The organism is Leptospira bouyouniensis, assembly GCF_004769525.1.
Classification (GTDB): Bacteria; Spirochaetota; Leptospiria; order Leptospirales; family Leptospiraceae; genus Leptospira_A; species Leptospira_A bouyouniensis.
In genome coordinates, this window is record NZ_RQFT01000014.1 from 1 (window position 1) to 5,174 (window position 5,174).

Below are 5,174 nucleotides of genomic sequence, written 5' to 3' on the forward strand. Positions count from 1 at the left end.
ATAACAGCGACTTACCGCTACGCTTCGGCACAAGGCCTCGCTCGGCCTACGGCAAATTGTCCTCCTGTCACTCGCCTTGCGTTCGCAAGCTACGTGCCAGTCCCTAACGTCCCGTTTCCGGGACTCAGGGTCGGCCAACTTCGGTAAGTCTAGTTCGTTATGCGAAATGTCTCAGAAATATTGCTATCATAAGAAAACAAAATGATTAAGAAAATATCTCTAAAAAGTAATTTTATCTCTCTTTTTTTAGCAATCACACAAGTAAGCTGCTTATACATAGTTCCAAAAGATCATCTAAAATACATTTTCTTAAATAATCTAAAACCCAAGATAAAGAATACAACTATCATATATAAATACACTTATCTAAATTTCTATAACCGAAATCCTTATATAAAGACTGATGACTTTTCAAATAGATTAAATGATTGTATTCGAAAGTCTTTTGAAACCAAATTTCAATTTGCCAACTTAACTATTTTAGATTCCGATTTTTCTTCAATCTCTGAAATTGAAAAATCTTATGATAATCAAAATGTAATTTTTCTAAATATTATGACGAATGAAAAAATGAATAATGATTTTTCTATTAAATTTCTGAAATTCTTAAATATTATTACATTCGGAGCAATACCATATTGGAAAAATATAATTTTTACTATCCAAATAAATTCCCCGATATTTCTAAATTCTCATGAAAATAATTTTCAATATTCTTTTATTGAATGCGGTGGATGGCTTATAATTCCTGTCTTATTTTTCTACGAAAATTATTGGGAATTAAAAAATAAATATCATAATTCTCCATTTCCTGAAGTAGAATACATGATAACTGATTCTTTATCAAAAATAACTTTGAAAAATTGAGACACTTCGCATAACAGCGACTTACCGCTACGCTTCGGCACAAGGCCTCGCTCGGCCTGCGGCAAATTCCCTTTCTGTCACTCGTTTGCATCCGCAAACTCCGTGCCAGTCCCTAACGTCCCGTCCGGGACTCAGGGTCAGGGAACTTCGGTAAGTCTAGTTCGTTATGCGTAATCCTGCAAAAAATTTTAATAATGGAAAAAATGAATAAAAAATTTCTAATTCTACTAGTTTCAACTATCATCCCTTTCTCAGGAATTGTTGGAGATACAAATAGATACGGACTATTTCTTGAGGCGATCTACGGAAAGCCGATCTACTTTCCACACACTAACCCAAATAAAGTTTCTGGTGATCTTTATTCCAATAGAAAAGGCACTGTCGATACTTTGGGTTATTTTGTTAGAACTTATGGTACTGAATATGAATATTTATACAGTACTTATGCATTTAGAAATGCTGAAAAACCTAAATTAGCTGGCGAAAATTATTCTATCCAATTAGAATATGTCTTCAAATCTAATTTCGGATTGGGATTTAGTTTAAATCAAAATAAATATAATTTAGAAAATCTTTCTATTGATAAATTTGAAGGAAATTTAATTCTAAATGTTCTCAGTAACTTATATCCAGAAAGAGCTTTATCCATTCAAGACAGAACCAATCTAGAAATTCTATCTCCTTACCTACAATTTGACATTCGAAATTTCCTGATTCTAAATACTGCTTCAATTAATGTTTCATATCATTTTTTAAAATCATCAAATTTTGACCCATATGTTAGAATTCATGGAGGATATGGAAATAAATCTAATTCTCAACCAACAATTATACAATATGGTATTTCTATAGGTTCAAGATATTTCATTTCAGACAATTTCTATTTATTGAGCGATCTTCAATTCAATAAGTCGGATGCATTTTATAATGCAAACAATTTCTTTGGAAATGGTGGTGGCCAAACTATCAGATGGTCAATTAATGAAGTTAATATTCGATTCGGAACAGGATTTAATGTATGGTAGCAGGACTACGCATAACAGCGACTTACCGCTACGCTTCGGCACGAGGCCTCGCTCGGCCTACGGCAAATTCCCCTTCTGGCATTCGCCTTGCTTACGCAAGCTACATGCCAGTCCCTAACGTCCCGTTGGGACTCAGGGGCGGGGAACTTCGGTAAGTCTAGTTCGTTAAGCGCAATTACTTAAAATGATTGTAGAAAATCAAAAAAAAATAACTGAAGAAGATTTAGAATTTGCTAATTCCATTTGGAAATTCCTTTATATTCAGGAAAATATCCAAAAGTCAGATCTTATTTTTGTTTTGTGTAGTCATGATCTAAGAGTTGCACAATATGCTATTGATCTCTACAAAAAAGGTTTTGCTAATTATATTCTGTTTTCAGGAGGCTTAAATTTTTTCACAAAACATATTTTCCCTAAATCAGAAGCTGAATCCTTTGCGGAATTGGCATTATCTCAAAATATTCCACAAGAAAAAATAATTATAGAAAATGAATCTAGCAACACAGGCGAAAACATTCAATTCACTAAACAACTTCTTAATTCTTTGAATCTTAAATTTAATAAAATCATAGCTATTCAAAAACCTTCAATGACTTTAAGAATTAAATTAGCATTGGATAAACAATGGAATGAAGGATTTTTTTATATTTCTTCACCAAGCTATTCTATATCTGATGCTCCGCATTCTCATATTAATCTTTTTATGATTATCAATGAAATTGTCGGTGACCTACAAAGGATTATAGAATATCCTAAATTTGGTTTCCAATCAGAAACAATTATTCCTGATTATATTACTAAAGCTTATAATTCCCTTATTGAAAAGGGTTATAATTTACATCTTTTTCAATGAAATTTATAAATTCATTACTCCAAAGAATCTAATTCCTTTCTACCTTTGCAAAAGTAAAAGAATTTTAGAATTATCAATCGAGTATTTAAATAATTTTTAGTAAATTTAATAATTTAAATTGAATACATAATAAACGAAAAATAAGTAACTGCGCTTAACAGCGACTTACCGCTACGCTTCGGGACGAGCCCTCGCTCGGGCTACGCCAAATTCCCCTTCTGGCATTCGCCTTGCTTACGCAAGCTACATGCCAGTCCCTAACGTCCCGTTACCGGGACTCAGGGTCGGGGAACTTCGGTAAGTCTAGTTCGTTATGCGCTATGAAAGAAATTATTATTTAAATTAAAGAAGGAAAAAAAAATGAAACAAATTTTAGGAATTCTGTGCCTTTGTATGGCGTTACTATATTGCAAGAAAGAGGAAGAAAAAATAGATGATCGAGCATCGATTAGTTCTATTCAAGAAATAAGTGCATCTAGTTTTTTAATAGAAGGTAAAACCAAATATATTCCACAAAATGCTACTGATAATTCTTCTCAGCCTTGGTGTGTTTCAAACACTGATAAAGAGCCTACTCTGGAAATTACTTTTAATAAAATTGTGAAAACTAAAGTTCTTCATCTGCTAAATGGATATGCGAAAGGTTCACTTTATAAAAAGAATAGTCGTATTTCTAAATTGACTTTAACGATTGACAATGGTTCTCCGATCGAGTTAGAACTACCAGATACTATCGAATTTTCCAAAACATTTACAAATGACTTGGTTGGAAAAAAATTCAAATTTACAATTAAAGATAAGTATCCCGGCGATAATTATCAGGACCTTTGCTTAACAGAATTATCTTTCGATGATTACGATTTTGATAATCATCTGTATTTTGAAGCATTTTGTTCTGAGATATTCAATGATTTTAAAAAAATTGAATTCATTAACGGTGATCATTTCATTACGCTCACAAATGATAATAAATTAACTGCCTTCAGATCACCTGCTCAAATGGACATTAAAAATGAGGGTAAAGGAAATTGGAAATTAATTAACGAAAATCCATCTAAGATATTAGAAGGAAAATATAAAATAACTTTAGTACAAAATGCTAATGATGATTTAAGCAGTAATGAAGCTAGAATAACTACCACTAATTTCGATGGAGAATTTTCAATTCCTTTGGTAACAGACAAAAATTGTAAAAAACTAGATGGTTCTAGGAAAATCTTTATTTTTAATGAAGGGGATCCAAATAAAAATTATTTCCCTTCAAATGATGAAATCCATATAGTCAAATAGCTTTCACAGCGCATAACAGCGACTTACCGCTACGCTTCGGGACAAACCCTTGCTCGGCCTACGGCAAATTCCCTTTCTGTCACTCGCTTGCAAACGCAAGCTACGTGCCAGTCCCTAACGTCCCGTTCCGGGACTCAGGGTCAGGGAACTTCGGTAAGTCTAGTTCGTTATGCGACATGATCAAAAAATATATAAAAATAGGAATTTAGAAATTAAAAATGCAATTCATTAACTTTCATTTACTTCTTTTATTGACAATTTCATGTAATTTCGTTGATAAAAAAATATTAAAAAATATTTCGAATAATATAGAAGATAGAAACATCTTTATCTCCAATGAAAAAGATGAACTTTTTCGTGATAGAGCCTACTTTATCCCACCTAATGTTGTATCAAGTATTGAATTAGGTATCACTGAAGAGGAATTATATAAGATTATCGGGAACAATAATTTCAGAGAAAGGTTTAGCTATGATCGTGTACTTCCGAAAAGGGTCATTTCTTCAAAATACATTCCGGTTTCAAAGATGGTTATTTTTAATGGAGGAAATTCAATCATTACTCGAACTGCAAATTCGATTAGTTATTTTACAAGTGAAAGGATGACTGTGGCTTTCTATTTTTATAGAGATAGGTTGATTTATAAAACGATAATTCATACAGATATTGTTGAAGGAAAAACGGTTTTCCTTCCTCTTACTTCAAGTGAAGTTCGGAATGCAAAACCATATGTGCGTCTTTCGTTAGACACAACAAATGAAATCTCAGGTATGAACTATTGGCACGATGCCAAGTATTACGGATATGTGAAAGGATATTTAATAGAAAAAGAAAATGCGGACGGGAAAAAGTATTTTGCCTCAAATGTAGTTGTCGGTAAACATTTACACAAGAAAGATTTTTTTACAAAGAATTATTGTGAACTTTTTGCCTATTGGGAATTTCCTGATTTCGAATCCGATCTGCAAAAATCTGGCTATTACAAACTCAAGGCAAAATTAGATTATGACTTTGAAAATAAAATTGGATACTGGGCTGAACCACAATTACCTTGATCACGTCGCATAACAGCGACTTACCGCTACGCTTCGGCACAAGGCCTCGCTCGGCCTGCGGCAAATTCCCCTTCTGGCATTCGC

The 5,174-nt window shown here is 33.0% G+C and carries 5 protein-coding genes; all 5 read left to right on the forward strand.

Annotated features, from left to right (window positions below; genetic code table 11):
• Positions 1 to 201 precede the first annotated feature (201 nt).
• The 5 genes from EHQ43_RS17555 to EHQ43_RS17575 all read left to right on the forward strand — a co-directional run bounded on the left by EHQ43_RS17555 (position 202) and on the right by EHQ43_RS17575 (position 5,090).
• Positions 202 to 867: a hypothetical protein gene (locus EHQ43_RS17555; protein ID WP_135743118.1), complete on the forward strand. Its 666-nt coding sequence runs from the start codon at positions 202 to 204 to the stop codon at positions 865 to 867.
• Between the two features lie 203 nt (positions 868 to 1,070).
• On the forward strand, positions 1,071 to 1,892 hold the full coding sequence (locus tag EHQ43_RS17560) for a hypothetical protein (RefSeq protein WP_135771889.1): 822 nt from the start codon (positions 1,071 to 1,073) through the stop codon (positions 1,890 to 1,892).
• A 184-nt stretch (positions 1,893 to 2,076) separates the two neighbouring features.
• On the forward strand, positions 2,077 to 2,745 hold the full coding sequence (locus EHQ43_RS17565) for a YdcF family protein (RefSeq protein WP_135771890.1): 669 nt from the start codon (positions 2,077 to 2,079) through the stop codon (positions 2,743 to 2,745).
• Positions 2,746 to 3,105: 360 nt separating this feature from the next.
• On the forward strand, positions 3,106 to 4,035 hold the full coding sequence (locus EHQ43_RS17570) for an NADase-type glycan-binding domain-containing protein (protein ID WP_135771891.1): 930 nt from the start codon (positions 3,106 to 3,108) through the stop codon (positions 4,033 to 4,035).
• 218 nt (positions 4,036 to 4,253) lie between these two features.
• A complete protein-coding gene (locus EHQ43_RS17575; RefSeq protein WP_135771892.1) occupies positions 4,254 to 5,090 on the forward strand; it encodes a hypothetical protein in 837 nt (278 codons plus the stop codon).
• The last annotated feature ends 84 nt before the right edge of the window (positions 5,091 to 5,174 follow it).